Origin of the sequence: Parazoarcus communis, from assembly GCF_003111665.1 — a bacterium.
Lineage (GTDB): Bacteria > Pseudomonadota > Gammaproteobacteria > Burkholderiales > Rhodocyclaceae > Parazoarcus > Parazoarcus communis_B.
This window is the reverse complement of the sequence record NZ_CP022188.1, coordinates 907357-931568: the sequence shown is the minus strand read 5'-3', so window position 1 is coordinate 931568 and position 24212 is coordinate 907357. Positions and strand designations below refer to the sequence as shown.

General features: G+C 64.3%; 27 protein-coding genes. 24 read left to right on the top strand and 3 right to left on the bottom strand.

Annotated features, from left to right (window positions below; translation table 11 throughout):
* The first annotated feature begins 14 nt into the window (after nucleotides 1-14).
* The 15 genes from folE2 to CEW87_RS04250 all read left to right on the top strand — a co-directional run bounded on the left by folE2 (nucleotide 15) and on the right by CEW87_RS04250 (nucleotide 12696).
* Nucleotides 15-839, top strand: coding sequence for a GTP cyclohydrolase FolE2 (gene folE2 / locus CEW87_RS04315; RefSeq protein WP_108971615.1), 825 nt, complete (start codon nucleotides 15-17; stop codon nucleotides 837-839).
* A complete protein-coding gene (locus CEW87_RS04310) occupies nucleotides 826-2163 on the top strand; it encodes an NAD(P)/FAD-dependent oxidoreductase (RefSeq protein WP_108971614.1) in 1338 nt (445 codons plus the stop codon). The genes folE2 and CEW87_RS04310 overlap by 14 nt, the downstream gene beginning before the upstream one ends.
* Nucleotides 2160-2954 carry a DUF1365 domain-containing protein gene (locus CEW87_RS04305; RefSeq protein WP_108971613.1) on the top strand — a complete coding sequence of 265 codons (795 nt, stop codon included), beginning with the start codon at nucleotides 2160-2162 and terminating at the stop codon, nucleotides 2952-2954. Before CEW87_RS04310 ends, CEW87_RS04305 begins: the two co-directional genes overlap by 4 nt.
* On the top strand, nucleotides 2954-4183 hold the full coding sequence (locus CEW87_RS04300) for an SAM-dependent methyltransferase (protein ID WP_108971612.1): 1230 nt from the start codon (nucleotides 2954-2956) through the stop codon (nucleotides 4181-4183). The genes CEW87_RS04305 and CEW87_RS04300 overlap by 1 nt, the downstream gene beginning before the upstream one ends.
* Before the next feature lie 15 nt (nucleotides 4184-4198).
* Nucleotides 4199-4765: a chalcone isomerase family protein gene (locus CEW87_RS04295; protein ID WP_108976915.1), complete on the top strand. Its 567-nt coding sequence runs from the start codon at nucleotides 4199-4201 to the stop codon at nucleotides 4763-4765.
* Nucleotides 4762-6054 carry an MFS transporter gene (locus tag CEW87_RS04290; RefSeq protein ID WP_108971611.1) on the top strand — a complete coding sequence of 431 codons (1293 nt, stop codon included), beginning with the start codon at nucleotides 4762-4764 and terminating at the stop codon, nucleotides 6052-6054. Before CEW87_RS04295 ends, CEW87_RS04290 begins: the two co-directional genes overlap by 4 nt.
* Entirely contained in the window at nucleotides 6054-6584 is a 531-nt protein-coding gene (locus tag CEW87_RS04285) for a DUF3833 domain-containing protein (protein WP_108976913.1), read from the top strand. Before CEW87_RS04290 ends, CEW87_RS04285 begins: the two co-directional genes overlap by 1 nt.
* The gene (locus CEW87_RS04280) at nucleotides 6584-7369 is read left to right on the top strand and encodes an SDR family NAD(P)-dependent oxidoreductase (RefSeq protein ID WP_108971610.1); all 786 of its coding nucleotides are present in this window, start codon (nucleotides 6584-6586) and stop codon (nucleotides 7367-7369) included. The genes CEW87_RS04285 and CEW87_RS04280 overlap by 1 nt, the downstream gene beginning before the upstream one ends.
* Nucleotides 7369-7809: a nuclear transport factor 2 family protein gene (locus CEW87_RS04275; RefSeq protein ID WP_108971609.1), complete on the top strand. Its 441-nt coding sequence runs from the start codon at nucleotides 7369-7371 to the stop codon at nucleotides 7807-7809. The genes CEW87_RS04280 and CEW87_RS04275 overlap by 1 nt, the downstream gene beginning before the upstream one ends.
* Before the next feature lie 198 nt (nucleotides 7810-8007).
* On the top strand, nucleotides 8008-9138 hold the full coding sequence (gene coxB / locus CEW87_RS04270) for a cytochrome c oxidase subunit II (protein ID WP_108971608.1): 1131 nt from the start codon (nucleotides 8008-8010) through the stop codon (nucleotides 9136-9138).
* 103 nt (nucleotides 9139-9241) lie between these two features.
* Nucleotides 9242-10840, top strand: a complete 1599-nt coding sequence (ctaD, locus tag CEW87_RS04265) for a cytochrome c oxidase subunit I (RefSeq protein WP_108971607.1) — start codon at nucleotides 9242-9244, stop codon at nucleotides 10838-10840.
* 84 nt (nucleotides 10841-10924) lie between these two features.
* Nucleotides 10925-11056, top strand: coding sequence for a cytochrome oxidase small assembly protein (locus tag CEW87_RS22995; RefSeq protein WP_420094128.1), 132 nt, complete (start codon nucleotides 10925-10927; stop codon nucleotides 11054-11056).
* Nucleotides 11053-11631 (top strand): cytochrome c oxidase assembly protein, encoded by a 579-nt coding sequence (locus CEW87_RS04260; protein WP_108971606.1) that lies wholly within the window; start codon nucleotides 11053-11055, stop codon nucleotides 11629-11631. Before CEW87_RS22995 ends, CEW87_RS04260 begins: the two co-directional genes overlap by 4 nt.
* Nucleotides 11628-11828 carry a DUF2970 domain-containing protein gene (locus CEW87_RS04255; RefSeq protein WP_108971605.1) on the top strand — a complete coding sequence of 67 codons (201 nt, stop codon included), beginning with the start codon at nucleotides 11628-11630 and terminating at the stop codon, nucleotides 11826-11828. Before CEW87_RS04260 ends, CEW87_RS04255 begins: the two co-directional genes overlap by 4 nt.
* Nucleotides 11829-11844: 16 nt before the next feature.
* A complete protein-coding gene (locus tag CEW87_RS04250; protein WP_108971604.1) occupies nucleotides 11845-12696 on the top strand; it encodes a cytochrome c oxidase subunit 3 in 852 nt (283 codons plus the stop codon).
* Between the two features lie 35 nt (nucleotides 12697-12731).
* Here the strand turns inward: CEW87_RS04250 and CEW87_RS04245 are convergent, their stop codons facing one another.
* The gene (locus CEW87_RS04245; protein WP_108949713.1) at nucleotides 12732-12926 is read right to left on the bottom strand and encodes a twin transmembrane helix small protein; all 195 of its coding nucleotides are present in this window, start codon (nucleotides 12924-12926) and stop codon (nucleotides 12732-12734) included.
* Nucleotides 12927-13010: 84 nt separating this feature from the next.
* Between CEW87_RS04245 and CEW87_RS04240 the strand changes: the two genes are divergently transcribed.
* From CEW87_RS04240 to CEW87_RS04220, 5 genes are read left to right on the top strand one after another with little or no spacing between them, the layout of a single operon-like run.
* Nucleotides 13011-13751, top strand: coding sequence for an SURF1 family protein (locus CEW87_RS04240; RefSeq protein ID WP_108971603.1), 741 nt, complete (start codon nucleotides 13011-13013; stop codon nucleotides 13749-13751).
* Entirely contained in the window at nucleotides 13717-14361 is a 645-nt protein-coding gene (locus CEW87_RS04235) for a hypothetical protein (protein ID WP_234421662.1), read from the top strand. Before CEW87_RS04240 ends, CEW87_RS04235 begins: the two co-directional genes overlap by 35 nt.
* Complete coding sequence (locus CEW87_RS04230) at nucleotides 14358-15404, top strand: COX15/CtaA family protein (protein WP_108971602.1); 1047 nt, start codon at nucleotides 14358-14360, stop codon at nucleotides 15402-15404. The genes CEW87_RS04235 and CEW87_RS04230 overlap by 4 nt, the downstream gene beginning before the upstream one ends.
* Nucleotides 15405-15434: 30 nt before the next feature.
* The gene (cyoE, locus tag CEW87_RS04225; RefSeq protein WP_108971601.1) at nucleotides 15435-16334 is read left to right on the top strand and encodes a heme o synthase; all 900 of its coding nucleotides are present in this window, start codon (nucleotides 15435-15437) and stop codon (nucleotides 16332-16334) included.
* A 9-nt stretch (nucleotides 16335-16343) separates the two neighbouring features.
* A complete protein-coding gene (locus CEW87_RS04220; RefSeq protein WP_108971600.1) occupies nucleotides 16344-16925 on the top strand; it encodes an SCO family protein in 582 nt (193 codons plus the stop codon).
* A gap of 58 nt (nucleotides 16926-16983) precedes the next feature.
* Here the strand turns inward: CEW87_RS04220 and rpoH are convergent, their stop codons facing one another.
* On the bottom strand, nucleotides 16984-17838 hold the full coding sequence (gene rpoH / locus CEW87_RS04215; protein ID WP_108971599.1) for an RNA polymerase sigma factor RpoH: 855 nt from the start codon (nucleotides 17836-17838) through the stop codon (nucleotides 16984-16986).
* A gap of 253 nt (nucleotides 17839-18091) precedes the next feature.
* Here rpoH and CEW87_RS04210 point away from each other — a divergent pair, with 253 nt between their 5' ends.
* Entirely contained in the window at nucleotides 18092-19564 is a 1473-nt protein-coding gene (locus tag CEW87_RS04210) for a cobyric acid synthase (RefSeq protein ID WP_108971598.1), read from the top strand.
* Nucleotides 19565-19579: 15 nt separating this feature from the next.
* Here CEW87_RS04210 and CEW87_RS04205 read toward each other — a convergent pair whose 3' ends face one another.
* Nucleotides 19580-20362: an enoyl-CoA hydratase/isomerase family protein gene (locus tag CEW87_RS04205; RefSeq protein ID WP_108971597.1), complete on the bottom strand. Its 783-nt coding sequence runs from the start codon at nucleotides 20360-20362 to the stop codon at nucleotides 19580-19582.
* Between the two features lie 257 nt (nucleotides 20363-20619).
* Between CEW87_RS04205 and CEW87_RS04200 the strand changes: the two genes are divergently transcribed.
* The 3 genes from CEW87_RS04200 (at nucleotide 20620) to fumC (ending at nucleotide 24181) form a co-directional block, all read left to right on the top strand.
* Nucleotides 20620-20940: a DUF485 domain-containing protein gene (locus CEW87_RS04200; RefSeq protein WP_420094127.1), complete on the top strand. Its 321-nt coding sequence runs from the start codon at nucleotides 20620-20622 to the stop codon at nucleotides 20938-20940.
* Nucleotides 20940-22616 carry a cation acetate symporter gene (locus CEW87_RS04195; RefSeq protein ID WP_108971595.1) on the top strand — a complete coding sequence of 559 codons (1677 nt, stop codon included), beginning with the start codon at nucleotides 20940-20942 and terminating at the stop codon, nucleotides 22614-22616. Before CEW87_RS04200 ends, CEW87_RS04195 begins: the two co-directional genes overlap by 1 nt.
* A gap of 143 nt (nucleotides 22617-22759) precedes the next feature.
* Nucleotides 22760-24181: a class II fumarate hydratase gene (gene fumC, locus CEW87_RS04190; RefSeq protein ID WP_108971594.1), complete on the top strand. Its 1422-nt coding sequence runs from the start codon at nucleotides 22760-22762 to the stop codon at nucleotides 24179-24181.
* Nucleotides 24182-24212: the final 31 nt, after the last annotated feature.

The window sequence follows — 24212 nt, the reverse complement described above, 5'->3', positions numbered from 1 at the left end:
CTTCAGGAGCGAGCATGAACGCACCCGACAAGTTCTTTCTGCCTGACGTTCAGGCCAGCCGCGACGAGCGTGCGCTTGCCATCCAGCATGTCGGCGTCCGTGGCCTGCGCTATCCGCTCACCCTTGCGGGCGACGACGGCCGGGTGCAGCACACCGTTGCCACGATCGAGATGACGGTCGGGCTGCCTCCCGAGGTCAAGGGTACGCACATGTCGCGTTTCGTCGAACTGCTGGAGGCCGAGCGCGAGGCGCTCGATCTGGCAGGTCTGCGCGGTCTGTTCGCCGCGATGCTGGAGCGCCTGGAAGCACTCTCGGGGAGAATCGAGGCGGCCTTCCCCTGGTTCATGTACAAGACCGCGCCGGTGTCGGGCGTCGGCAGCCTGCTCGATCTGGATGTCCGGCTTGTCGTGGAGCAGTCGCCCGGTGGCGACCTTCAGACCACGATCAAGGTGGTCGTGCCGGTCACGAGCCTGTGCCCGTGCTCGAAGAAGATCTCCGACTACGGCGCTCACAACCAGCGTTCGCACATCAGCATTTCCGCGCGTCTGCGTGCCGATCTCGATGTTCTCGACCTGGTGCGGATTGCCGAGGAGGAAGCCTCCTGCGAAGTGTTTGGCCTGCTCAAGCGGCCGGACGAAAAGTGGGTGACCGAGCGCGCCTACGACAATCCGAAGTTCGTCGAGGATCTGGTTCGCGACATCGCCCTGCGCCTGCGTGCGGACCAACGCATCGCAGCGTGGACGGTCGAGTCGGAGAATTTCGAGTCGATTCACAACCACTCTGCCTATGCGCTGATCGAGGGCGAGAATCCGGAGGGCCCTGCCCATGCGCATGGGTGAAATCGAACGGGTGATCACCGGCGGCAGCCGCCGCATCGCGGTGGTCGGCGGCGGTATTGCCGGACTGGGTGCCGCCTGGCTGCTGTCGCCGCGAAATCAGGTCACCCTGTTTGAGGCAGCGGGCTATGTTGGCGGCCATACCAACACCATCGACGTGACGGTGGAAGGGGTGACGCATCCCGTGGATACCGGCTTTCTGGTGTTCAACCGTCGCACGTATCCGAACCTGTGCGCCTTGTTCGAGCATCTGGGGGTCGAGTCGGTCGAGAGCGAGATGAGCTTCGGGGTCAGTCTCGAGTCGCCCGCCATCGAGTGGGCCGGCTCCGACCTCGGTACCGTGTTTGCCCAGCGCCGCAACCTGCTGCGCCCCTCCTTCCTGGGCATGTTGCGCGACATCATGCGATTCAACCGCGACACGACCCGGATGGCTGCAGAGGGCTCGATGCCGGCACTCAGTCTGGGTGAGTTCCTGCAGCGCGAACGCTACGGTACGCCTTTCCGCGACTGGTATCTGTTGCCGATGGCGGCCGCGATCTGGTCATGTCCGACCAGCACCATGCTCGCCTACCCGCTCGCCACCTTTGTGCGCTTCTGCCACAACCATGGGCTGCTGCAGGTGCTCGATCGTCCGCAGTGGATGACGGTGCGCGGCGGCGGACGCAGCTATGTAGAGAAGATCATCGTCGCGCTCAAGGACGTACGTGCCGCTTCGCCGGTGCTGCGGGTGGATCGAGACGAGGACGGTGTGTGGGTGCATTCCCGTGCCGGCGTGGAGCGTTTCGATGACGTGGTGTTTGCCTGCCACAGCGACCAAACGCTCGCCCTGCTTGGCGATAACGCCAGTGTTGCGGAGCGCCGCGTACTCGGTGGCGTCAGCTATCAGGCCAATACTGCCGTGGTCCATACCGACGAAGCACTGCTGCCGCGTCGGCGCAAGGTGTGGTCGGCGTGGAACTATCTTGCCGGTGCAGGCGCGGTCGACGCGCGACCGGTGTCGGTGAGCTATCTGATCAACCGCTTGCAGCCGCTGCCTTTCGATACGCCGGTGGTGGTGTCACTCAACCCGTTCCGGCCGCCGCGCGCGGACAGGATTCTGCGCACCATCCACTACGCGCACCCGGTTTTCGACCAGGCAGCGATCGACGCACAGGCGGCGCTGCCCAGCATTCAGGGGCGGAACCGCAGCTGGTTCGCCGGCGCGTGGACGGGCTATGGTTTTCACGAAGACGGGCTGAAGTCGGCTGTTACCGTTGCCGAAGGGCTGGGCGCCGAGATTCCGTGGCATGCGGACACTGCGCCGGCCCACAGCGGAGCGGGGGCATGAAAGCGGCCGCCGCACCGGGCGTGGCCGGTCCGCTCGACGCCACCGTGTGCTTCGGTGCGGTGATGCACGAGCGTCACGTCGGCGCTCGCAACCGCTTTGTCTATCCGACGGCCTTCCTGCGATTGCCGCTCGGCAGTGTCGACCGGCTCAGCGTGCCGCTGCTCGGTATCGACCGCTTCAACGTGTTCGCCTTCCTGTCGCGAGACCATGGTCGCCGCGATGGCTCACCCCTCCTGCCCTGGATGCGCGAGATCCTTCGGCATCACGGCCTGGCCGAGGTGTGCGACGGCGAGGTGGTGCTGCAGACCATGCCGCGCGTCCTCGGCTACGTGTTCAATCCGGTCAGCTTCTGGTGTTGCCATGACGCCGCAGGAAAGCTGCGCGTGGTGCTGGCCGAGGTCAGCAATACCTTTGGCGAGCACCACAACTACCTTGTCCATCACCCGGATTGCCGCCCGATCGAGCATGGCGACGAGTTGCGCGCCAGCAAGGTTTTCCATGTTTCCCCCTTCTTTCCGGTGCGTGGCGAATACCGCTTCCGCTTCGAGAGCCGCGGCGCGGTGCATGCGGTCGCGATCGATTACTGGGACGGTGGCGAGCAACAGCTCACAACCCGCGTTGGTGGTCGTGCGCAGGCACTGACCGGTGGCGCGATGCGCAAATGGCTGCTGCGCTACCCCTTCATGACCCTGGGCGTCGTTGCCCGTATCCACTGGCAGGCCTTGCGACTTGCGCTGAAACGGGTGAGTTTTCACCGCAAGCCGCTGCCGCCGATCGAGGAGACCTCCTGATGAACGCCGTCGACAATGCCGTGCGCCCCGTGGCGCTCGAATCCCTCGGCCACTTGCCGCGCGCGACGCGGCTGGCGCTTGAAATGTTCGACCGCCTCGAAGGCGGCGCGCTGGCGCTTGAGCTGCCGGACAACCAGCATCTGCGGGCGGGACACGGCCAACTCGTCGCCCATCTGCGGGTTCGTGACCACGCGGTGTTCAGCGAGGCGCTGGCGCGTGGTGACATCGGTTTTGCCGAAAGCTACATGGATGGGGACTGGGGCACCGAGGATCTGACGGGGCTGCTCACGCTGCTGTCGTCGAACCGCGAACAGCTCAAGAAGGCGATCTACGGGCGGGTACTGCGTCTGATCGGGCACCGCCTCACCCATTTGCTGCGGGCAAACACGCGTACGGGCTCGAAGCGCAACATCGAGGCCCATTACGATCTTGGCAACGACTTCTACAAACTGTGGCTCGACCCGGGCATGACCTATTCGGCCGCCGTGTTCGAGCATCCGGATGAGGCGCTCGAGGCGGCCCAGCAGCGCAAGTACCGCCGCATCCTGCAGCAACTCGATGTCCGCCCGGGGCAGATCATCCTCGAGATCGGCTGTGGCTGGGGTGGTTTCGCCGAGGTGGCGGCAACCGAGTTTGGCTGTCGGGTGCTGGGGCTGACGCTGTCGCCGTCGCAGCTCGCACATGCACGCGAGCGCGCAGAGCGCGGCGGTTTCTCCGACCGGGTGCAGCTCGAGCTGTGCGATTACCGCGACGTGAAGGGACAGTACGACCATATCGTGTCGATCGAGATGATCGAAGCCGTCGGCGAGCGCTTCTGGCCCACCTATTTCAGGCAGCTCTCGGCGCTGCTCAAGCCTGGCGGACGCTGTGTTGTGCAGTCGATCACCATCGCCGACGAACTGTTTGCGCGCTACCGTCGCGGCACCGATTTCATCCAGCGCCACATCTTCCCGGGCGGCATGCTGCCCAGCCCCGCGGTGGTGCAGCAGCAGGCCGGGCGCGTTGGGCTCGACGTGGTGGACGACTTTGCCTTCGGGCCGGACTATGGGCGCACGCTGGCGCGCTGGCGCGAGACCTTCGAGACGCGTGTTGCCGAGGTCAAGGCATTGGGCTTTCCTGATCGCTTCATTCGCATGTGGCGCTTCTACCTCGCCTACTGCGAGGCGGGCTTCAATACCGGCGACATCGATGTGCGTCATTACACCTTCTCCCACGCGGCGGCGCGCTGAGTCATGCGTGCAGTCATGCCCGTAATCGCCATCGTCCTGCTCGGTTTCTGGCTGCAGGTCGGCCCGGCGCGTGCTGCGCTGCCGGGCCACGTACCGCTACCGGAGGCGGTAACGGCCCACGTGCAAGCCGTGACCGGGGCAATGCGCCCGCTCGGCAGCGGGGAAATGCGCTGGTTCGGGTTCAAGGTCTACGATGCGGCCCTGTGGGTGCCAGCCGGCGCAGCCTGGTCAGAAGACACTGCCTTCGCACTCGCCATCCGTTATGCACGAGACATCGAGGGCGAGCGCCTGGTCGATACCAGTATCGACGAGATGCGACGGATGGGTTTCGCAGACGAAACGCGCCTTGCACGCTGGCGCGAGATGCTGGCGCGCGCGCTGCCCTCGGTTGCGGCGGGCGAAACGCTGGTGGGCCTCAGGCAGCCGGGGGCAGGTGCCCGGTTCTGGCATGAAGGGAAGCCCACGGCCGCGCTTACCGATCCTGATCTTGCGCGCGCCTTCTTCGCCATCTGGCTGGACCGTCGCACGCGCGAGCCCGGCTTGCGTGAGCGTCTGCTGGGAAGCACGGGCGCTGCAGAATGAGCGCCGCCGACGCGGGATTCGGTCGTTCCGCCATTCTCGCCTATGGTGCGCTGGGCTTGCCGCTTGCATTCGCGGCACTGCCGATCTACGTGTATGTGCCGCGACTCTATGCGGACAGCCTCGGGCTTTCGCTGGCGACTGTCGGCTTCGTGCTGCTCGGGGTGAGAGTCTTCGATGCGGTCTCCGACCCGCTGATCGGCTGGCTCAGCGACCGGCTCGCGGGTCGTCGCCTGCTGGTGCTGTCGGCGATGCCCTTGCTCGCAGTGGGCATGTTCGGCCTGCTGGTGCCGCCGCAAGGTGCAGGGGCGCTGTGGCTGGCGGTGCTGGTCACGCTGGTGTCGCTCGCCTACTCGGTGGCCACCATCGCCTACAACGCGTGGGGGGCGGAAGTCGCGCCCACGCGTGCGCTGCGCACCCGGGTCGTGGCCAGCCGCGAGGCTTTTGCCCTGTTCGGTGTGGTGATGGCGGCGGCACTGCCCGGGCTGCTTGCGGCCGAAGGAGGGGAGGCGCAGGGCCTGTCACGCATGGCGTGGCTGTTCATTCCGCTGCTCATGCTCTGTGGCGGATGGACCCTGCTCGCTGCCCCGCTTGCGCCACCGCGGCGGCACATGCGCCAGCCTGTACTGGCCGGCCTGCTGGCGGCGCTGTCATGCCGACCCTTCAGGAAGCTGCTGCTGGTGTTCGCTGCCAACGGAATCGCGGCGGCCATCCCGTCGGCAACGGTCCTGTTCTTCGTTGCCGACGTGCTGCAGGCCCCTCAGCTGGCCGGGCTCTTCCTGGTGCTCTATTTCCTCAGCGCCGCGCTCAGCCTGCCGGCGTGGGCGAGCCTGTCGCGGCGTATCGGCAAACTGCAGACCTGGCTCGCCGGCATGGTGCTGGCAGTGCTGGTGTTTGCGTGGGCAAGCCTGCTCGGCGCCGGCGAGACCACGGCCTATGCGGCAATCTGCATTCTTTCCGGCATGGCACTTGGCGCCGATCTGGCGATGCCGCCGTCCATGCTCGCCGATCTGCTGGCTGGCGAGGGCGATTCCGGCGATGCACGTGCCGGGTCGTGGTTCGGTTGGTGGAACTTCGTGACCAAGGCCAATCTGGCGCTGGCGGCCGGCCTTTCGCTGCCGCTGCTCGGCTGGCTCGGCTATGCGCCGGGCGTGCGCAGCGCCGACGCGCTGTCGGGTCTGGCGACGGTGTATGCCTTGCTGCCGGTGGCGCTCAAGTTCGTCGCCATCGGGCTGCTGTGGCACTGGCGCAGTGCCATTGAGCCTGCCCCCAAACATGGAGAAACAGCATGATGCGAAAACTGGTTCTGTTGCTTGCCGGCCTGATGAGTCTGGCAGGGTGCTCGTCCGTGGATATCGAAAAGTACCGGGGCACCACGCCGGTGCTGGATCTGCGCGACTACTTCAACGGTACGATCGACGCCCACGGCGTCTTCCAGGATCGCGCCGGCGAAGTGGTCAAGCGCTTCCAGGTGGTGATCGAGGCCAGCTGGGAGGGCGACGTGGGGACTCTGGACGAGCGCTTCACCTACTCGGATGGAAGCACCCAGCGCCGCGTATGGACCATCACCCGCAGTGGCCCCGAGTCGTACATCGGCACGGCAGATGACGTTGTCGGCCAGGCGCACGGCGAGGCGCGCGGAAACGCACTGCGCTGGCGCTATGTAATGGCACTACCCGTGGATGGGAAGGTCTACAACGTAGACTTTGACGACTGGATGTTCCTGATGGACGACAAGGTGATGCTGAACCGCTCGGCGATGAGCAAGTGGGGCGTGAGCCTCGGCGAGGTCACGCTGTCCTTTTACAAACGGGCGCGCTGATGGCCTTGTTCACACCTCTCAATCCGACGATCACCGACTGGCACGGGCAGCGGGTCTGGCTGGTCGGCGCCTCGACCGGCATCGGCGCGGCGCTGGCGCGCAAGCTGGCGGCAGGTGGCGCGCGGGTGGCGCTGTCCGCACGCGGGCTCGATCGCCTGGATGCGCTGGCCGCGCAGTGCGAGGGCGCGGTCGTCGCGGCCATGGACGTGACCCGGCGAGGCGAGATCGAGCGCGTGCGCGACCGTCTGCTGGCCCAATGGGGCGGGCTCGATCTCGTGATTCTGAATGCGGGCACCTATCAGCCGCTGCGGGCGTGGGAGCTGACACCGGAGCGCATTCGGAAGACGCTGAACATCAACCTGCTCGGGGTCATGGATGGCGTGGCCGCGGTGGTGCCCGGGATGCTCGAACGCGGGCAGGGGGCAATTGCCATCGTGGCCTCGGTTGCAGGCTATGGCGGCTTGCCCAATGCCACCACCTACGGGCCGTCGAAGGCGGCGCTGATCAACTTTGCCGAGACGCTCTACATGGATCTGGCGCCGCGCGGACTGGGTGTGCACCTGATCAGTCCCGGCTTCGTGGCGACGCCGCTGACGGCGCAGAACGATTTCCACATGCCCGCCCTGATCACCGCCGAGCAGGCGGCCGACGAGATCATGGCCGGCTTTGCCCGCGGTGAGTTCGAGACCCACTTCCCCAAGCGTTTCACCCGCTTTCTCAAGCTGCTGCAGTGCCTGCCGCGGCGCCTCTACTTTCCGCTCATCCGGCGGGCAACGGGCTTGTAATGACCTCCTTCGACTGTCGCGCGGCGGCCGAGAACGTGGCGCGGTTCTACGAGAATCTCACGCCCCTGCTGCTGGGGAAGATCGACGCCTTCTATGCCGAGAATGCCCGTTTCAAGGACCCGTTCAACGATGTTACGGGTCTGAAGGCGATCACCCGCATCTTCGAGCACATGTTCGATACCGTGGAGTCTCCCCGCTTCGTGATCACGAACATCATTGCCGATGGGCAGCAGGCGATGCTTGCCTGGGACTTTCACCTCAATCTGCGCGACCGGGCGATCGTCATTCGCGGCGTCAGTCACCTGTCCTTCGACGAAGCTGGGCGCGTCGAAGTCCATCGCGATTACTGGGATGCGGCTGAGGAGCTGTATGCCCGTTTGCCCCTGATTGGTGCGCTGATGCGCCTGCTGAGGCGCAAGCTGTCGGCAACGGAGGGCTGAAACACAGTTTGTTGTCATGCAGCAAACATGCCTGCGGGAAAACCCCGAGTACTCGTCACAGGGCTTTATGCGGCTTGATGGTTATCAGATACTGCGTCGCAGCATATTGATTTTTATCAAATAAGTATGTTGCGACCCTGATTTTCACTGTGGCAACATCGATCCACCTGCTCATCGTGTTCTTTGCTGGGGGTCGACATGGGTTTTGCCGGTCGTATCGCAGGATCTTCGCTTCTTCTCGGGTACGTCTCCGGCGTACTCGCACAGGATGCGCCGAGCCGTTACAACCTCCAGCAGCCGGTGACACGGATCGCTTCAGAGATCTACAGCATGCATACCCTGATGCTGATCATCTGCCTGGTGATCTTCATCGCGGTGTTCGGTGTCATGTTCTGGTCGGTCATTCACCATCGCAAGTCCCGCGGTGCGGTTGCGGCCAATTTCCATGAAAACACGGCGGTCGAGATCGCGTGGACCGTGATCCCGGTGCTGATCCTGCTTGGCATGGCGTGGCCCGCCACCAAGACCGTGATTGCGATGAAGGACACCTCCAACCCCGACATCACCATCAAGGCCACGGGCTATCAGTGGAAGTGGGGTTACGACTATCTGCAGGGCGAAGGGGAGGGCATCCGCTTCCTGTCCGGTTCATCCACGCCGCGCGCCCAGATCAGCGGTGGCGAACAGAAAGGCGATACCTATCTGCTTGAGGTGGACAACCCTGTCGTGGTGCCGGTGGGCAAGAAGATCCGCGTGCTGGTTACCGCTGCCGACGTGATCCATTCCTGGTGGATGCCGGCTTTCGGCGTGAAGCAGGATGCGATTCCCGGCTTCATTCGCGACACCTGGTTCACCGCCGACAAGGAAGGCATCTATCGCGGCAACTGTGCCGAACTCTGCGGCAAGGACCACGGCTTCATGCCGATCGAGGTGCATGTGGTCTCGGCCGAGAAATACACCGAGTGGGTCGCATCACAGCAGGCTCAGGCCACGACCGCCTCTGCGGACGACGCCCGGGAGTGGGCGCTGGCCGAACTGGTCGAGCGCGGCGAGAAGGTGTTTGCGGCCAACTGTGCTGCCTGCCATCAGGCCGATGGCAAGGGGTTGCCGCCGGTGTTCCCTGCGCTGGATGGCTCGCCCGTGGTGACGGGCGATGCAAGCGGCCAGATCGAACTGGTGTTGAAGGGCAAGGCGGGAACCGCGATGGCGGCATTCGGCGGCCAGTTGTCGGACGCCGAGCTTGCTGCGGTGATCACCTATACCCGCAACGCCTGGGGTAACCAGTCGGGCGTGGCGGTGCAGCCGGCAGATGTTGTGGCCGCGCGCTGAGGCTGAAGCCGAAGCACGTATCGCTGCAGTGTGATTGTAGGGGCCGTCCCGGTCCCGATGGCAAGGTTCTGTCGCGCGTGGGCGCGACAATGGAGGCGTGTGCATGAATACACTGACTCACGATCGGCCCGGCGTTCACCCCCCGCACGGTCATGCGCATGGTCCCACCGGCCTGATGCGCTGGGTGACCACCACCAATCACAAAGACATCGGCACGATGTACATGATCTTCAGCTTCATCATGTTCCTCTCCGGGGGGGTGATGGCACTGACGATCCGGGCCGAACTGTTCCAGCCCGGTCTGCAGGTGGTGGAGCCAGAGTTCTTCAACCAGCTCACGACCATGCACGGTCTGGTGATGGTGTTTGGCGCGATCATGCCGGCCTTCGTCGGCTTCGCCAACTGGATGATCCCGCTGATGATCGGGGCCAGCGACATGGCCTTCGCGCGCATGAACAACTGGAGCTTCTGGCTCCTGCCGCCGGCGGCCATCCTGCTGCTGGGTTCGTTCTTCGTGCCTGGCGGCGCAACTGCTGCGGGGTGGACGCTGTACGCACCGCTTTCGGTGCAGATGGGCATGGGCATGGATCTGGCGATCTTCGCCATCCACATCATGGGCGTGAGCTCGATCATGGGCGCGATCAACATCGTCGTCACCGTGCTCAACATGCGCGCGCCCGGCATGAACATGATGCGCATGCCGCTGTTCTGCTGGACCTGGCTGATCACCGCCTATCTGCTGATTGCGGTCATGCCGGTGCTGGCAGGGGCGGTCACGATGATCCTGACCGATCGCCACTTCGGCACCAGCTTCTTCAATGCCGCCGGTGGCGGTGACCCGGTGATGTACCAGCACATCTTCTGGTTCTTCGGTCACCCCGAGGTCTACATCATGATCCTGCCGGCCTTCGGCATTGTCAGCCAGATCATTCCGACCTTTTCGCGCAAGCCGCTGTTTGGCTATGCCTCGATGGTGTACGCGACCTCGTCGATTGCGATCCTGTCCTTCACCGTGTGGGCACACCACATGTTCACCACCGGCATGCCGGCAATCGGGCAGCTGTTCTTCATGTACGCGACGATGCTGATTGCGGTGCCCACCGGCGTGAAGGTGTTCAACTGGGTGGCGACCATGTGGCGCGGTTCGCTCAGTTTCGAGACGCCGATGCTGTGGGCCACCGGCTTCATCTTCGTGTTCACCATGGGCGGCTTCACCGGCCTGATCTGTGCCGTTGCACCGATCGACATCCAGCTGCAGGACACCTACTACGTGGTTGCGCACTTCCACTACGTGCTGGTCGCAGGCTCGCTGTTCGCCCTTTTCGCCGGTGCCTATTACTGGCTGCCGAAATGGACGGGACACATGCCCAGCGAGTTCCTCGGCAAGCTGCATTTCTGGTGCTCGATCGTGTTTTTCAACATCACCTTCTTCCCGATGCACTTCCTCGGGCTGGCAGGCATGCCGCGGCGGATTCCGGACTACGCCTTGCAGTTTGCCGATTTCAACGCGATGGCGTCCATCGGCGCATTCGGTTTCGGACTGTCGCAACTGATCTTCCTGGCCGCGGTCGTGAAGTGCGTCCGTGGTGGCAAGAAAGCGGAAGCACAGTCGTGGGAAGGCGCGGAAGGGCTGGAGTGGACGGTGCCTTCGCCGGCTCCGCATCACACCTTCGAGGATGCACCGGTGCTGGCCAAGGCATGAACAGCGTTGCAGTGAGAGGGGGGCGGAGCGGAGAGTCGGGAGAGGGCAGGCTCCGCCCCAAACTCTCACTCACGTGCCATTGCAATGTATATGGATGAACTGATGACACGAAGCGATCGACGTAATGCAAACCTGCGGACCGGGCTCATCCTGGCCGGGGTGGCGTTCGTCTTTTTTACTATTGTCATCATCAAGTACAAGGTGTTCGGGCAATGAGCCGCGAGCGTCGTGCCAACCGGATTGCCGGTGAGAACCGTCGCCTGCTCGTGCGCCTCGGGATCTCCGCAGTAGTGATGTTCGGCTTCGGCTTTCTGCTCGTGCCGTTCTACGAGCAGATCTGCGAAGCAACCGGGATCAACAATCTGTTGCAGCCGGACAAGGTGAGTGTGGAGAACACCCAGGTCGATCGCTCCCGCACGGTGCTCGTCCAGTTCGATGCCAATCTGCACGACCTGCCGTGGCGCTTCCAGCCCCAGCAGCGCTCGGTGACGGTGCATCCGGGCGAGATGGTGCATGTCGCATACGAGGTCGGCAACAAGCGGGACCGCCCGATTACCGGGCAGGCGGTGCCGAGCTACGGGCCGCAGGTGGCGGGGCAGTATTTCCGCAAGCTCGACTGTTTCTGCTTCACGCAGCAGACCCTGGCGCCGGGCGAGCAACGCACGATGCCGCTGGTGTTCGTGCTCGATCCAAAGCTGCCTGCGGACGTGACCACGATCACGCTGTCCTACACCTTCTTCGAGATTCAGGGGCGCAACGCAGCAAAAGCTTCGCTTGCGGACAAGTCGTGAGCAGTCAGCCGCCTCGTGCCGGCTTCATCGGTACCGTGAAGGCGGTCCTGTGGTCTTTCGTGGGCATTCGCAAGCGCAAGGACTACCACGACGATGCGTCGTCGCTGGACCCGAAGGCGGTGATCGTCGCCGGCGTGCTGGGCGGCCTGATTTTCGTGCTCACCATCGTGGCGGTGGTGAATTGGGTGGTGAGCTAGTCATGGAGAAGCGGCAATGACCGAAACACTGGAACGCTATTTCGTACCCGAGCCGTCGAAGTTTCCGATCATTGGCGCGATCGCGCTGCTCCTTTTCGGCAGTGGCGCCGCGATGTGGCTGAACAAGGTCGGCGCCGGCCCCTGGATCTTCTTTGGTGGCATCGCCATCCTGATCTACATGCTCTTCGGCTGGTTCGGCCAGGTGGTGCGCGAATCAGAGGGCGGGCTATACGGCAAGAATGTGGACAAGTCCTTCCGCTGGTCGATGGGCTGGTTCATCTTTTCCGAGGTGATGTTCTTCGCGGCCTTCTTCGGTGCACTGTTCTACGTGCGGGTGCTTGCCCTGCCGTCCTTGTCTTCCGGAGACAACGAGGCGCTGCTGTGGGAGGGTTTCACCGGCGCCTGGCCGAGCAGCGGGCCGCGTGTGGGAGATGCCTTCACGCCGATGGGCGCGTGGGGCATTCCCGCAATCAACACACTGATCCTGCTGACTTCAGGAGCAACCCTGACGTGGGCCCACTATGGCCTGCTCAAGGGCGCGCGCGGCCAACTCAAGCTCGGCCTGCTGGCGACCGTGGTGCTGGGGGCGATCTTCCTGTCGCTGCAGATCTACGAATATACCCACGCCTACTCCGAGCTCAATCTGCGTCTCGACAGCGGCATCTACGGCTCGACCTTCTACCTGCTCACCGGCTTCCACGGCCTGCATGTGACCGTGGGCGCGATCATGCTGACGGTGATGCTGTTTCGCTCGATCGCGGGGCATTTCAGTGCCGAGCATCATTTTGCGTTCGAGGCTGCGGCCTGGTACTGGCACTTCGTTGACGTGGTGTGGCTCTTCCTCTTCATCGTCGTGTACTGGCTGTGACGGAGGCAAGGGCGAGGATGGCAGAGGATGCGTGATCAGAGCTTGCCGTCTATGAGTCCGGTGGCGAACCCCGCCATCAGCATCAGGAAAAGGGTAATCGACAAGCCGACCCGGATGGCCAGAGCGCGTGCGGTGCGCGTGCTGCTGCCCTTTTCACGCAGCATGGAAGCCAGCGCACTGCCAAGGCTGACGAGGATCAGGACGAGGAACACGATTACGACGATACGCATGTCGGCACTCCGGACGCAGAAGGCGGATGCCACATTTTTGCCCGAAATGTCGTGGCTGTCCCCTGTTTTCTGTGCAGGTGCGCAATGAAGCGTCAGCTGCTGCGAATCCTGCCCCTGCTTGCCGGTGTGGCGCTGATGGTGCTCACCTTGCAGCTGGGCAACTGGCAGCAGCGTCGTGCGGCAGAGAAGGAAGTGCTGCAGGCGCGCATCGATGTGCTCTTGCAGGCGCCGGCACGGCCGCTGCGTGCGGACACCGCGACGCTGGAGGAATGGCAGCCGGTGACGCTCTCAGGCGTGTGGCTGAAGGACGCCACGCGGCTGATCGACAACCGCACGCATCAGGGCCAGGCCGGCTACCACGTGCTGACGCCCTTGCTGCTGAGCGACGGCTCGGGGGCGGTCCTGGTGAACCGGGGCTGGGTGGCGGCGGGGGACCGGCGGCAATTGCCCCAGGTGCCGGCGCCGGCGGGCGAACAACAGCTCGAAGGCGTGCTCAGGTTGCCCGAGCACGCGCCGTTCATGCTTGCGGCCGACAGTGGCGGGGCAGCGGCGCCGGTATGGCAGCAGGTCGACCCGGGCCGCCATGCCGCGCTGGTCGCACCTGCCTTGCTGGCCGCATGGGTGCTTCAGCAGCGCTCGCCGGCCGCCGACGGACTGGTGCGCGACTGGCCGCAGCCGGCCGCTGGCATCGATCGTCACCATGCCTATGCATTTCAGTGGTACGCCCTGGCCGGCCTCGCCGGCTGCCTGAGCGCCTGGTCCGCCTGGCGCCTGATTACACGGAGATCCGATGACGACCGCTCAACTCGACTCGCCCGTGGCTGAAGCCCGCCCGCCGGTGACAGCCGCCGACCGGCGCAAGGGGCGTCGCACCCTGCTGCTGCTGGCCTTCGTGTGCGTCCTGCCGGTGATCGCGTCCTACCTCATGTTCTATGTGTGGCCGCCTCAGGGACGGGTCAATCACGGCGACCTGCTGACACCCGCCGGGCTGCCGGCAACGGTGCTGCAAGGCGCGGGCGGACAGGCGCCCCTGCAGCGCAGCGAACTCGAGGGCAAATGGACCTTGCTCCTTGTTGCCCCCGCAGCATGCGACGAGGCCTGTGGGCGCGCGCTCTACGTGTCGCGTCAGGCGCGGGTGGCGCAGGCGAAGGAAATGGACCGGGTAGGGCGGGTCTGGCTGCTCGCCGATGCAGCTGAGCCCGATTTGGCCCTGCTCGAGACACACGAGGACCTGCGACTGGCACGCGCCGACAGTGCCTGGCTGGCAGCACTGCCTGCGGCTGCGCCGGGCTCGGTATGGATGGTCGATCCGCTCGGCAACGTGATGATGCATTTTGCCGATGAGGTGGATACGACGACTGCCGCGCGTGCAATGAACAAGGACTTGCAGCGTCTGCTGAAGTATTCCGCGCTGGGCCGGGGAGGGCGCGAATGAACGCATATCGCCGCCTCATCTTCGCGGCGCTGATGCTGACCGCGGTGGTTGTAGTGTTCGGCGCCTACGTGCGTCTGGCCGATGCCGGCCTCGGATGTCCGGACTGGCCCGGCTGCTACGGCCAGATCACGCCTCACCATGCGGCTGAAGACATCCTGGGGGCACACGCCGCCGATCCCCACGGGCCGGTGAGTCTGCCCAAGGCATGGAAGGAGATGGTGCATCGCTATCTGGCGGCCAGTCTCGGCCTGATGATCATCGGCATTGCGGTGCTGGCGTGGCGACACCGCAGTCACAAGGGGGCCGCACCGTGGGTGGCGACGCTGCTGGTGGGGGTGGTGATCTTTCAGGGCCTGCTCGGGAAGTGGACGGTGACCCTGCTGCTCAAGCCCGCCATCGTCACCGGCCATCTGCTGGGTGGGCTGACGACGCTGGCTCTGCTTACGTGGCTTGCCGCACGGGTTGCCGGCGCGCGGCGCGAGGTCGTGCCGCCCCGGCTTCTGTGGGCTGCCCGGGCCGGTTTGCTGGTGCTGGCTGTGCAGGTTGCGCTGGGCGGCTGGACCAGCACCAATTACGCCGCGCTGGCGTGCACGGATTTTCCGACCTGCCATGGCAGCCTGTGGCCCGTGGCCGACTATGCGAATGCCTTTCACGTCGTACGTGAATTGGGGATGACGGCCGATGGCGAGCTGCTCTCACTGTCTGCGCTGACCGCCATTCACTGGTCGCACCGCCTGGGGGCGCTGGTTGCCGGCGGGGTGTTGCTGATGCTGGGCTGGGCGCTGGCACGACGGGTGCCCACTGCAGGCGCAGGCGTGGCGCTGATTGCTGCGGTGCTGATGCAGATCTGTCTCGGTGTCGCCAACGTCGCGCTTTCGCTGCCCCTGCCGCTGGCGGCGATGCACAACGCCGGCGCGGCTGTGCTGGTGGGTTTGATGGTCTGGATCAACTTCCGTCTGCAGGCTCGCGGGATCGCGCGGCCGGCGCCGGCTGCGCTCGGGCGTTTGCTGCCGTTTTCGCCACGTTCGCAGCGCAGGGCCTGAGACGGTGAAATTACACAAAGGAGTGCGTTCATGAAAACCCTCACCCTGGGCCATGCACTCGGCAGCAGTCGGCTCCATGCCTTCTACGTGCTGACCAAGCCGCGGGTCAATGCGCTGATCGTTTTCTGTGCAGTGATCGGCATGTTCCTGGCCGTTCCGGACGGTTTGCCATCGGCCGCGACGGTGTCCGCCGCAACGATCGGGATTGCATGTGTTGCGGGCGCCGCCGCCGCGATGAACTGTCTGATCGAGCAGGGGATCGATGCGCGAATGGCACGCACGCGGGCGCGCCCACTGCCGCGTGGTGAGCTGGCACCGCGCGAGGTCGCCGGCTTTGCGGCGGTGCTCGGAGGCAGCGGGCTGTTCGTGCTGCATCAGGCGGTGAATCCGCTCACCATGTGGCTCACCCTCGCCACGTTTGTCGGCTACGCCGTGGTCTACACCGTGTTTCTGAAGCCCAGAACGCCGCAGAATATCGTGATCGGCGGCGCGTCGGGGGCGATGCCGCCGGTGCTTGGCTGGGCCGCCGTCACCGGCGACGTGAGTGGCGATGCGCTGCTGCTCTTTCTGATCATCTTCGCATGGACACCGCCGCATTTCTGGGCGCTGGCGCTCTACCGCACGGCCGACTATGCACGTGCCGGTCTGCCGATGCTGCCGGTCACCCACGGGTCGGAGTACACCCGGCTGTCGGTGCTGCTGTACACGCTGATCCTGTTCGGCGTCACCTTGCTGCCTTTTGCCACGCAGATGAGCGGGCTGATCTATCTGGCCTCGGCCGTTGCGCTCGGTGCCCGTTTCATCCATTACGCATGGCGCCTGTATCGCGACTACAGCGACGCATTGGCACGCAGGACTTTCCGCTTCTCCATCCTGTATCTATCATTGCTGTTCGCCGCGTTGCTTGCGGACCACTACCTGCGCTTCTGACCCTTGCTGATGCTTCGTTCCCTGATTGTGGCAGCCACCGTGCTGCTGGTCGGCGCTTGCGCCGAGCCCCCGCCTTCGTTTCACGCTACCGACATCACCGGTGCCGATTACGGCAAGGCGCTTGCGCTCGACGACCACAACGGCACGCCTCGAACGCTGGCCGATTTCAGCGGCAAGGTGGTGACGATCTTCTTTGGCTACACGCAGTGTCCGGATGTGTGCCCGACCAATCTGTCGACCATGAGCGAGGTGATGCGCAAGCTTGGCCCGGAGGCGGACAAGGTGCAGGTGCTGTTTGTCACCGTCGACCCCGAACGCGACACGGCAGAGCTGCTCGCGCAGTATGTGCCTGTGTTCGACAAGCGCTTCCTGGGGCTGGTGGGTGATCTCGATGCCACGGCGGCGGTGGCGAAGGATTTCCGCGTGTTCTATCGCAAGAGTGGCGATACCGAGGGCGGCAACTACACGGTCGACCATTCGGCCGGGACCTATGTCTTCGACCCCTCAGGCAAGTTGCGGCTGTATGTGAAGCACGGCGAAACTGCAGACAACATCAGCGAAGACATCGGCAAGCTGCTCGCCGGGCGCTGAAACAAAAACGGCAGCGTTGCCGCTGCCGTTTGTCGGGTGTGATGCCGAGAGACCTTGCTCAGACCGTTTCGGCGAGCAGTCCGCGCATCTTCTGCATGGCCTTGGCTTCGATCTGGCGGATTCGTTCGGCAGACACGCCGTACTCTGCAGCCAGTTCGTGCAGGGTCGCGCTGTCACCTTCGGTCAGCCAGCGACGCTGAACGATGGCGCGGCTGCGGTCATCAAGCGAACCCAGCGCATCGCGCAGGCCTTCGTCCTGCAGACGTGCGTTTTCGGCCTGTTCAAGGGCTTCGGACGGCTCGGCGTGCGGATCGGGCAGATAGGCAATCGGCGCGAAACGCTCGTCATCGTCGTCATTGCTGCCATCGAGCGGTACTTCACGTCCGCCAAGGCGGGTTTCCATCTCCACCACTTCTTCGGGCTTGACGCCAAGGTGGGTGGCGATCGTCTGCACCTCACCCGGGTTCAGGGTGCTTGAGTCCTTCTTCAGACTGCGCAGATTGAAGAACAGCTTGCGCTGGGCCTTGGTGGTGGCAATCTTGACCAGACGCCAGTTCTTCACGATGTACTCGTGAATCTCGGCCTTGATCCAGTGGATCGCGAACGACACCAGACGCACGCCGCGTGCAGGGTCGAAGCGCTTGACGGCCTTCATCAGACCGATATTGCCTTCCTGGATGAGGTCGGCATGCGGCAGGCCATAGCCCAGATAGCCGCGGGCGATGGAAACAACCACGCGCAGGTGTGACATGACGAGCTCACGGGCTGCTTCGACATCACCCTCGTCGCGCAACCGGGTCGCCAGGCTCACCTCTTCCTGCTCGGTGAGCATCGGAAGGCGATTCACCGACTGGATGTACTGGTCGATGCTGCCTGTGGCTGACGGTACGGGAAACGACAAAGCTTGTGACATTGATTCAGGTCCTCCTCAAGCTGCATGTTAGCACTCGATGCGTCTGAGTGCTAACGGACGGGAGAGTTCCCGCTCACGATTCTCCGGGAAGCCTCCTCCGGCGTGACCGGGGGCGTGCAAATGCGACTGGCTGGCAGCTCGATCACAACGGCACCGGATGCCTGAATGTGGTGCACACAGTCGAACCCGACGGCCGGCGAGGACGACGGATGAGCGATAATCGCGGCCCGACTCAGCGCACGGATGCAAATACATGACCAAGGTCTTCACGCTGATGGTGCAGGGCACCACCTCCGATGCGGGCAAGAGCACGCTGGTTGCCGGTCTGGCGCGTGCACTGGTGCGCCGCGGACTGCGGGTGGCACCGTTCAAGCCCCAGAACATGGCACTCAATTCGGCGGTCACAGCCGACGGCGGCGAGATCGGCCGGGCACAGGCGCTGCAGGCGGTGGCGGCGCGGGTGGCCCCGCACACCGACTTCAACCCGGTGCTGCTCAAGCCCTCTTCGGACATCGGTGCGCAGGTGATCATCCATGGGCGGCCGGCGGCGAACCTGTCGGCACGGGATTATCACAACTACAAGCCCACTGCGATGGCAGCGGTCATGCAGTCATGGCAGCGCCTGACGGACGCTTATGAATGCGTACTCGTTGAAGGCGCCGGGAGTCCGGCCGAGATCAATCTGCGCGACCGCGACATCGCCAACATGGGTTTTGCGGAAGCGGCCGACGTGCCGGTCATCCTGGTAGCCGACATTGACCGTGGCGGGGTGTTCGCACATCTGGTGGGAACGCTCGACCTGCTGTCGCCCTCGGAGCAGGCGCGGGTGAAGGGCTTCGTGATCAACCGCTTCCGCGGCGATATCGGCCTGCTGCAGTCGGGGCTCGACTGGCTGGAAGCCCGCACCGGCCGTCCGGTGTTCGGCGTGCTGCCCTATCTGCACGGCCTGTTTCTGGACGCGGAGGATGCGCTCGCGGATGCGACCGTGGATGGCGGCGGCGAGGTGCCGGTGCTGCGCGTGGTGGCACCGGTGTATCCGCGCATCTCGAATCACACCGATCTCGATGCGCTGCGTCTCCATCCCCAGGTCGATTTTCGCTGGGTCGGGCCGGGGCAGGAGATGCCGCCCGCGGACCTGATCGTGATGCCCGGTTCCAAGAGCGTGCAGTCCGACCTCGCATGGCTGCGCGAACAGGGCTGGGACCAGGCGATCCTGAAGCACCTGCGCTACGGCGGCAAGGTGGTGGGGATCTGCGGCGGCTTCCAGATGCTCGGACGCTCGCTCGGCGATCCCCATGGCGTGGAGGGGCGGGCAGACACCGTGTCCGGCCTCGGTGTGCTCGACATGGAGACCGTTCTCGAGCGCGAGAAGCAGCTTGAGAACGTCAGCGGGACGCTCTGTCTCGGGGGCGATCCTGTCGTCAGCGGCTACGAAATTCACATGGGGGTATCGAGCGGCCCCGCCCTGCAGCGTCCGGCGCTGATGCTGGCCGGCGACCGCCCCGACGGCGCCCTGTCGGCCGACGGGCAGGTGATGGGGAGCTATGTGCACGGGTTATTCGATTCGCCCGCGGCCCTTGACGCGCTGCTGCGCTGGGCGGGCGCCGAAGGGGCGCTTGAGCGCGTCGACCTCGCCGCGCGCCGCGAAGCCGATCTCGACCGGCTCGCCGATTCGATCGAGTCTGCCATCGACATCGACGCCTTGATGCTAGCTGCCGCCAGCTGACGTTTCCGCGGGCACTCAATGCCCCTTGAACACCGGCTTGCGTTTGTTGAGGAAGGCGTCGATGCCCTCGCGGTAGTCGTCGGTGGCGAGGAAGTCGAATGCACTGCGTCGTTCGTCCTCGCTCAGCGGGGCGCCCGTCATCAGGCGGCGCACCCATTGCTTGTGCCAGCGCGCAACCAGTGGTGCGCCGGCGGCAATGCGTCCGGCAGCGCCGAGTGCTTCGTCGATGACGCGCTCGTCGTCGACAACCCGCGTCAGCAGTCCCTTTGCGAGGGCTTCCTGCGCATCCAGAATGCGGCCTTCGAGCAGGATCTCAAGTACGACGGCGGGGCCGACCAGCGCCAGCAGGCCGGCCATTTCGCCCGGATACATCGAGAAGCCGAGCTTGTTGATGGGGGCGCCGAAGCGGGCGGACGCACCCGCAATCCGGATGTCACAGCAGCCTGCGATCTCCAGTCCCCCCCCGACACAGGCGCCCTGAATCGCGGCGACCGTGGGTACCGGGCAGTTGCGGATTGCGTCCAGTGCCGCGGCCACGAGTTCCTCGTGGTAGTGCAGGGCGTCATCCACGGTGGCGCGGACGGTCAGGAACTCCTCGATGTCGCCACCCGCGGCGAAAGCCTTGTCGCCTGCCCCGCGCAGGATGACGCAGCGTACCTCTGCATCGCGTCCGCAGTGTTCCATCGCCGCACGCAGATCCCGCCACATCGCAGCGTTGACCGCGTTCAGCCGGTCTGGATTGGAGAGTGAAACGGTGGCGATGCCGTCGGCGCGATCGACAATGATCTGGCTATCCATCTTGTGTTGACTCCGGTCGAAGGTGGGCGCGAAAGGGACTGAAAATGCACGGTAAAAAGGGCCGCGCATTGATGTGGAAAACCACGATTGTCCCACGCGCAAAAAAATTATTTATTTTTCCATACGGAATAGTATGGAGTCTTATGAATGATATATCATTCGCCCGTTTGGCATGCGCCGCGGAAGACGGCACAGCCACATGGAGGAGGGTGGAGGAAGCGACGATTTTTCGTTGTTTTCTTGGAGGGGGAGTAGACGTGTCTATATCAATGTATGCGCACATCAGGCGCAATCCGCGATTCGCGGAACTGGTGGCCAAGCGTACGCGGTTTGCTACAAGGCTTTCCGCAGTGGTGCTGGTGATTTTCTATGGTTTCGTGCTGACGGTGGCCTTCGCGCCCGACGTGATTGCAATGCGCCTCTTCGAGGGCAGCAACCTCACGCTCGGTATCGCACTCGGCCTGTTCCAGTTCGTGCTGTTCTGGGTGCTGACGCTGGTGTATGTGCGTCGTGCCAACGGCGAATTCGACGACATCAACAATGAAATCGTCCGTGCGGCGTGGAAGGAAGAAAAATAATGCGCGCGTCCATCGTTTCCCGTATGGGTGTCGCTTCCGGCGCACTCGCCTGCTCGGCTGCGGCGCTGGCAGGGCCTGCTGTTGAAGCCACGGTCCAGCAACCGCTCAATCTGCACGCGATCGGCATGTTCTTTGTGTTCGTGCTGATGACGCTCGCCATCACCTACTGGGCTGCAAGCCGCACCAAGACGACCGCCGACTTCTATACCGCTGGCGGCGGCATCACCGGCTTCCAGAACGGTCTGGCGATCGCGGGCGACTACATGTCTGCGGCCACCCTGCTCGGCCTGACCGCGATGATGTACATGCAGGGCGTCGACGCCTACATCTACATGATCGCCTTTTTCGTGGGCTGGCCGATCATCCTGTTCCTGATGGCTGAACGCCTGCGTAACCTGGGCAAGTTCACATTTGCCGACATCACCTCCTACCGCCTTAACCAGGGCAAGGTGCGGACCATGGCGGCGGTCAGCTCGCTCACCGTGGTGTGCTTCTATCTGGTGGCGCAGATGGTGGGTGCCGGTCAGCTGATCAAGCTGCTGTTCGGTCTCGAGTACAACGTTGCGCTGTTCGTGGTCGGTGCGCTGATGATGGTGTACGTCACCTTCGGCGGCATGGTTGCCACCACCTGGGTGCAGATCATCAAGGCCTGCCTGCTGCTGATCGGCGGCACCACCGTGATGCTGCTCGCTTTCAGCCAGTTCAACTTCAGCTTTGACGAGCTCACCACGCGTGCGATGGAAGTGCATCGTCTGGGCGCCAAGCTGCTGGCTCCGGGCAGCCTGCTGGCCGATCCGGTCACTGCGATCTCACTCGGTATTGGCCTGATGTTCGGTACCGCCGGCCTGCCGCACATCCTGATGCGCTTCTTTACCGTGACCGATGCCAAGGAAGCACGCAAGTCGGTGCTGTACGCATCCGGGATTGTTGCCTACTTCTTCAACGTCATCGCGCTGATGGGCCTGGCAGCCATCCTGATCGTCGGTCAGAACCCTGAGTTCTTCGAGGGCGGCGAGATTGGCGGCAAGATCGTTGGCGGCAACAACATGGTCGCCATGCACCTGGCGCAGGCCGTGGGCGGCAACCTGCTGCTGGGCTTCCTGTCTGCAGTGGCCTTTGCAACCATCCTGGCCGTGGTGTCGGGCCTGGCGCTGGCCGGTGCCTCGGCGATCTCGCACGACATCTACTCGCGCGTGATCATGAAGGGCAAGGCGTCCGAGTCCACCGAACTGCGTGTGTCGAAGTTCGCCACCATCGGTCTGGGTGTGGTTGCCGTGCTGCTCGGCATGGTGTTCGAGAAGATGAACGTGGCCTTCATGGTCGCGCTGGCCTTTGGTGTGGCTGCGTCGGCCAACTTCCCGGTGCTGATCATGTCCATGTACTGGAAGGGGCTGACTACGCGTGGCGCCCTCGCGGGCGGCTACCTCGGCCTGTTCAGCGCGGTGGCCTTCGTCGTGCTGTCGAAGTCGGTGTGGGTGGATGTGCTGGGCTATGCCTCGCCGATCTTCCCCTACACCCAGCCCGCACTGTTCTCGATGCCGCTGGCCTTCCTTGCCACGATCATCGTTTCGCTGCTCGACAACAGTGGCGAAGCGCAGAACGAACGTGAAGCCTTCGGCGACCAGTACGTGCGCGCTCAAACCGGCGTGGGTGCGGCGACTGCAGCTGCACACTGATTCACGGGTGATCTTTCGGGGCATGCCCCGAAACCGGATTCAACCCCGCATGGTGCTTGTCGCCCTGCGGGGTTTTTTGCTTTCTCCGGATCAAATCCGCTCAGATACGATCCAATATTCACGAAGCCAATCCGGAGAGCATCATGGACACCGTGCGTATCGAGACCGATTCAATGGGGGAGATCGACGTTCAGCGCGACCGCTACTGGGGGGCTCAGACTGAGCGCTCGCTGCACCACTTTGCCATCGGCGTCGAGCGCTTTCGCTGGCAAAGACCGATGATCCGGGCGCTGGGCTTGCTGAAGCGGGCTGCTGCGGAGGCGAATGTGGCGCTCGGCGAGCTGCCGCCTGACATCGGTGGGCTGATCGTGCGTGCGGCCGACGAGGTGATCGCGGGCGAGCTCGACGCCCACTTCCCGCTGGTGGTGTTTCAGACCGGTTCCGGTACGCAGTCCAACATGAATGCCAACGAGGTGATCGCCAACCGGGCCATCGAGATGGCTGGCGGTACGCTGGGCAGCAAGCATCCGGTGCACCCGAACGATCATGTGAATCGCGGGCAGTCATCGAACGACACCTTTCCCACGGCGATGCATCTCGCCGTCGTCGCCGAGCTGGATCAGCGGCTGTTCCCGGCGGTCACCCGCCTGCGCGATACGCTGGCGGCGCGGGCCGCGGCTTTCCGCGATGTGGTCAAGACCGGCCGCACGCATTTGCAGGACGCCACTCCGGTGACCCTGGGGCAGGAGATCGGGGCCTGGGTCAGCCAGATCGATTTCGGGATCGCGGGTGTTCGTGCTGCACTTCCCGGCCTGTATTCGCTCGCCATCGGCGGCACGGCGGTGGGGACCGGGCTCAATGCGCATCCGCGCTTCGGTGCGAGCACGGCCGCCCGGCTCGCCGAGCTGACGGCACATCCGTTCGTGAGTGGGGCCGACCTGTTCTTTGCGCTGGCGGCGCATGACGCGCTGGTGCAGGCCTCGGCAGCCCTGCGCACGCTGGCAGGCGGGCTGATGAAGATGGCAAACGATGTGCGCTGGCTCGCCAGCGGCCCGCGCTGCGGCATTGGCGAACTGCGCATCCCGGAGAATGAGCCCGGCTCCTCGATCATGCCCGGCAAGGTGAACCCGACGCAGTGCGAAGCGCTCACCATGGTGTGTGCGCAGGTGTTCGGCAACGATGCCACCGTGGCTTTTGCTGGCACCCAGGGCAATTTCCAGCTCAACGTCTACAAGCCGGTGATGGCGCACAACGTACTCGAGAGCATTGCGCTGCTGGCCGATGCCTGCGATGCCTTCGAACGCCACTGCGCACGCGGTATCGAGCCCGATCTCGAGCACATCCGCAAGCACCTCGACGCCAATCTGATGCTGGTGACTGCGCTCAATCGCCACATCGGCTACGACAGCGCGGCGGCGATTGCCAAGCACGCCCATCGCGAGGGCCTGAGCCTGCGTGAGGCGGCGATTGCGAGCGGGAAAGTGAGCGCAGAGGATTACGATCGCTGGGTGGTGCCGGCGGACATGACGCATGCTTCCGCGGAGGACGATGTCACGCCGCGGTGATAGACTCGACGACAGGTGCTCCGGCTGGTGC

Excerpts from the sequence above, each read along its gene's own strand:
- rpoH (WP_108971599.1), bottom strand. The coding sequence starts at position 17,838 with ATGTCACAAGCTTTGTCGTTTCCCGTACCGTCAGCCACAGGCAGCATC.
- CEW87_RS04220 (WP_108971600.1), top strand. The coding sequence starts at position 16,344 with ATGCTTCGTTCCCTGATTGTGGCAGCCACCGTGCTGCTGGTCGGCGCT.
- CEW87_RS04290 (WP_108971611.1), top strand. The coding sequence starts at position 4,762 with ATGAGCGCCGCCGACGCGGGATTCGGTCGTTCCGCCATTCTCGCCTAT.
- CEW87_RS04250 (WP_108971604.1), top strand. The coding sequence starts at position 11,845 with ATGACCGAAACACTGGAACGCTATTTCGTACCCGAGCCGTCGAAGTTT.
- CEW87_RS04280 (WP_108971610.1), top strand. The coding sequence starts at position 6,584 with ATGGCCTTGTTCACACCTCTCAATCCGACGATCACCGACTGGCACGGG.
- CEW87_RS04195 (WP_108971595.1), top strand. The coding sequence starts at position 20,940 with ATGCGCGCGTCCATCGTTTCCCGTATGGGTGTCGCTTCCGGCGCACTC.
- CEW87_RS04235 (WP_234421662.1), top strand. The coding sequence starts at position 13,717 with ATGACGACCGCTCAACTCGACTCGCCCGTGGCTGAAGCCCGCCCGCCG.
- ctaD (WP_108971607.1), top strand. The coding sequence starts at position 9,242 with ATGAATACACTGACTCACGATCGGCCCGGCGTTCACCCCCCGCACGGT.
- CEW87_RS04295 (WP_108976915.1), top strand. The coding sequence starts at position 4,199 with ATGCCCGTAATCGCCATCGTCCTGCTCGGTTTCTGGCTGCAGGTCGGC.
- CEW87_RS04275 (WP_108971609.1), top strand. The coding sequence starts at position 7,369 with ATGACCTCCTTCGACTGTCGCGCGGCGGCCGAGAACGTGGCGCGGTTC.
- coxB (WP_108971608.1), top strand. The coding sequence starts at position 8,008 with ATGGGTTTTGCCGGTCGTATCGCAGGATCTTCGCTTCTTCTCGGGTAC.
- CEW87_RS04300 (WP_108971612.1), top strand. The coding sequence starts at position 2,954 with ATGAACGCCGTCGACAATGCCGTGCGCCCCGTGGCGCTCGAATCCCTC.
- cyoE (WP_108971601.1), top strand. The coding sequence starts at position 15,435 with ATGAAAACCCTCACCCTGGGCCATGCACTCGGCAGCAGTCGGCTCCAT.
- CEW87_RS04230 (WP_108971602.1), top strand. The coding sequence starts at position 14,358 with ATGAACGCATATCGCCGCCTCATCTTCGCGGCGCTGATGCTGACCGCG.
- fumC (WP_108971594.1), top strand. The coding sequence starts at position 22,760 with ATGGACACCGTGCGTATCGAGACCGATTCAATGGGGGAGATCGACGTT.
- CEW87_RS22995 (WP_420094128.1), top strand. The coding sequence starts at position 10,925 with ATGTATATGGATGAACTGATGACACGAAGCGATCGACGTAATGCAAAC.
- CEW87_RS04260 (WP_108971606.1), top strand. The coding sequence starts at position 11,053 with ATGAGCCGCGAGCGTCGTGCCAACCGGATTGCCGGTGAGAACCGTCGC.
- CEW87_RS04240 (WP_108971603.1), top strand. The coding sequence starts at position 13,011 with ATGAAGCGTCAGCTGCTGCGAATCCTGCCCCTGCTTGCCGGTGTGGCG.
- CEW87_RS04210 (WP_108971598.1), top strand. The coding sequence starts at position 18,092 with ATGACCAAGGTCTTCACGCTGATGGTGCAGGGCACCACCTCCGATGCG.
- folE2 (WP_108971615.1), top strand. The coding sequence starts at position 15 with ATGAACGCACCCGACAAGTTCTTTCTGCCTGACGTTCAGGCCAGCCGC.
- CEW87_RS04245 (WP_108949713.1), bottom strand. The coding sequence starts at position 12,926 with ATGCGTATCGTCGTAATCGTGTTCCTCGTCCTGATCCTCGTCAGCCTT.
- CEW87_RS04305 (WP_108971613.1), top strand. The coding sequence starts at position 2,160 with ATGAAAGCGGCCGCCGCACCGGGCGTGGCCGGTCCGCTCGACGCCACC.
- CEW87_RS04285 (WP_108976913.1), top strand. The coding sequence starts at position 6,054 with ATGCGAAAACTGGTTCTGTTGCTTGCCGGCCTGATGAGTCTGGCAGGG.
- CEW87_RS04310 (WP_108971614.1), top strand. The coding sequence starts at position 826 with ATGCGCATGGGTGAAATCGAACGGGTGATCACCGGCGGCAGCCGCCGC.
- CEW87_RS04205 (WP_108971597.1), bottom strand. The coding sequence starts at position 20,362 with ATGGATAGCCAGATCATTGTCGATCGCGCCGACGGCATCGCCACCGTT.